2 protein-coding genes and 2 pseudogenes are annotated in these 2,763 nt (G+C 59.2%); all 4 read right to left on the bottom strand.

The window, feature by feature from the left end; genetic code table 11:
* Nucleotides 1–33 precede the first annotated feature (33 nt).
* Complete coding sequence (locus tag HMPREF3143_RS25730) at nt 34–249, bottom strand: MbeD family mobilization/exclusion protein (RefSeq protein WP_015589619.1); 216 nt, start codon at nt 247–249, stop codon at nt 34–36.
* A gap of 20 nt (nt 250–269) precedes the next feature.
* Nucleotides 270–677, bottom strand: a pseudogene (locus HMPREF3143_RS26335) (MbeB family mobilization protein); the annotation flags it as partial.
* Nucleotides 577–1,425 (bottom strand): annotated as a pseudogene (locus HMPREF3143_RS26475) (relaxase/mobilization nuclease domain-containing protein); the annotation flags it as partial. The pseudogenes HMPREF3143_RS26335 and HMPREF3143_RS26475, both read right to left, overlap by 101 nt.
* Nucleotides 1,415–1,738, bottom strand: coding sequence for a MobC family plasmid mobilization relaxosome protein (locus tag HMPREF3143_RS14730; protein WP_000957084.1), 324 nt, complete (start codon nt 1,736–1,738; stop codon nt 1,415–1,417). The pseudogene HMPREF3143_RS26475 and the gene HMPREF3143_RS14730, both read right to left, overlap by 11 nt.
* Nucleotides 1,739–2,763 lie beyond the last annotated feature (1,025 nt).

The raw sequence follows: 2,763 nt of genomic DNA, 5'->3' as shown, positions 1-2,763 counted from the left end.
CGCGCTCCTGCTCCCGGTGCAGCTCGACGGCATTCAGTCGCTCGACAACCGGCGCAGCTGCTCGCTCAAACTCTGCACCTGCCTGCTCAAGCCCGTGACGCGCTCGCTCAGCGCTGCGTTCTCCCGTTGCATAAGACCAGACATCGTCCGCCATTCCGCGAAGGCGCTCTCCCACTCGTCCAGCCTTTTCGAGTAGTCCTGCTGTAGCTGCTCTAATGCGCTCAGCAACTGTTTTTCCAGCTCCGTCATGTGCTATTTCCCCGCCAGTATCATCCAGCTCGAATCCTCTCCGAACCGTCCCGCTTCGGGTTCACCTTCACGCAGCGGCGTCTCTGCTCGCCGCAGGTCGAGAGCTGCACGCCGCTGTTCCTCTCTGACAGCATGGCCTGCGTGCTCTTCTGCTCCCGGATGGTCGTGTAGTTGTCGAGTATCTGCTGCCCCTGCCACCACAGAATGCCCGCGCTCGAGGCGATCAGCAGCGCGGAGACCAGGACGATGGTCAGCCACGTCTGGCTGACCATGCGCACCATGCCTTTCGTGCGCTGGCTCATGGCTGAGGACAGTTTCCGGTCGTGGTCGAGGATGGCGGCGCTGATTCTCTTCGCGCTTTCGTTCAGTTCCGCTTTTACAGATTTCTCGTGCTCGCTGAATGCGGCTTTCAGCATCTCGCCGGTATTCTGCTGCTGCGCTTTCGATTTCTGCTCTAAGTCCTTCGCCAGCGTTAAAAGACTGTTCATAAATGGCTCCCTTCAGTCGGATGTTTCGCCCCCCGTCCGGGTCGGCAATGCTGATACTGCTTTTTGTGGTGCGGACCACCTCAAAACCTGCGCTTTCCAGCGCCTCAGTGACATCCTGACGGGTTTTCAGCTCCCCGGATGAGGCAAGAGCAAGCAGACCGCGTGTAATCGCTTCTGCAGCCTCCTGCTTCGCTTTAGGCAGTGCAGACGGTGTGACCAGTGCCCGCCGGTTCTCCGGTGCGTTCGGGTCGTGCAGCCCCAGTCTGCCGTTCACGATGGTCTGCCAGGCATCGATGCGTGGACGGTCGGCGCGATCGTAATACGGCTGGAGCCGTCTGCCGGTCAGCAGCTCCGTGTTCGGGATCAGAAAATTCAGCTCAAGCCGCCCCTTGTCACGATGCTCCACCCACAGGATGCTGTACTGGTCTTTATCAAGTCCGGGCATCAGAACCCGCTCAAAGCTTGCCATCAGCTTTTCCCGCTGGCCGGAAGGTAAATCCGCTTCCGCAAACGACAGTACCCCGGAGGTGTATTTCTTAACGTAAGGCGATGCGTCAATCAGCTCCCGGACTTCTTCCGGCTTCCCCTGCAGGACGGTGGCGCCTTCACGCTGCCGGTCTTTACCCAGCAGATAGTCCACCGGCCCGGCGCCACCGCCGCGGCCGCGCGGATGAAATTTAACGATCATCGTCCGTTCCTTTCTCAAGAACGGCGTGCCGCAGCCGCTCAAGGCCGGCATCGATGGCCATCAGCGCCGCCACAATCTGTACCCTGTCATGGCCGGTGCCGCCGCCGGCGTTAACACGGCGGGCTATCTGGTTCAGGTTATTGCCCATGCCGGCAAGCTGGCGCAGCAGCGCCGGCGAGAGTGAGGGGAGCTTTCCGGAACGTGCCGGCTTTTCGTCCAGGCAGATCTGCCGCATCCACGCCGCCAGCTGCCTGCCGTCACAGCGCTCGAGCAGCCGCCGGTGCTCGTCCTCCGTCACCCACATGGTGAGCATCTTGCTCCGTTTCTCTGACAAACCGGCCTCCTGATAACGCCGGGACGGGCGGGAAAGCCTTTCCCGGTCGGCGCGGGGTTGGACAAGCCGCAGGCGCGTCAGGCTGTTGGCGGGTTTCGGGGTGCAGCCCTGAACCAGTCACGAGCGCTAGCGGAGTGTATACTGGCTTACTATGTTGGCACGGATGCGAGTGTCAGTGAAGTGCTTCATGTGGCAGGAGAAAAATGCAGCAGCGGAGCGTCAGCAGAATATGTGATACAGGATATATTCCGCTTCCTCGCTCACTGACTCGCTGCGCTCGGTCGTTCGGCTGCGGCGAGCGGTACCGGCTTACAGGCGGGGCGGAAATTTCCTGGGAGATGCCAGGAAGAAGCTTAACAGGGAAGCGATAAGGCCACGGCGAAGCCGTTTTTCCATAGGCTCCGCCCCCCTGACAAGCATCACGAAATCTGACGCTCAAATCAGTGGTGGCGAAACCCGACAGGACTATAAAGATACCAGGCGTTTCCCCCTGGTGGCTCCCTCGTGCGCTCTCCTGTTCCTGCCTTTCGGTTTACCGATGTCAATCCGCTGTTATGGCCGCGTTTATCTCATTCCACGCCTGACACTCGGTTCCGGGAAGGCAGTTCGCTCCAAGCTGGACTGTATGCACGAACCCCCCGTTCAGCCCGACTACCACGTTGTCCCGGTAACTATCATCTTGAGTCCAACCCGGAACAGACACGAAAAATCGCCAGTGGCGGTAGCCATTAGTAAGAGGATTCACGGAGCGGAGTAGTAGAGTGTTCTACAGAGTTCTTGAAGTGGTGGCCTGACTGCGGCTACACTGGAAGGACAGTTTTGGTACCTGCGCTCCGTGAAAGCCAGTTACCTTCGGAAGAAAGAGTTGGTAGCTCTTGATTCCGGGCAAACGAACCACCGTTGGTAGCGGTGGTTTTTTTGTTTGCAGGGCATGAGATTACGACGACATCGAAGGGATAACAAGAGGATCCGCTTCTTGAACCCCCCTCCCCACAAAAAAAAAC

This window comes from Enterobacter sp. HMSC16D10 (genome assembly GCF_001807145.1).
GTDB classification, from domain to species: Bacteria; Pseudomonadota; Gammaproteobacteria; order Enterobacterales; family Enterobacteriaceae; genus Enterobacter; species Enterobacter roggenkampii.
The sequence above is the reverse complement of the archived record's forward strand: the minus strand, read 5'-3'. Positions and strand labels throughout refer to the sequence as shown.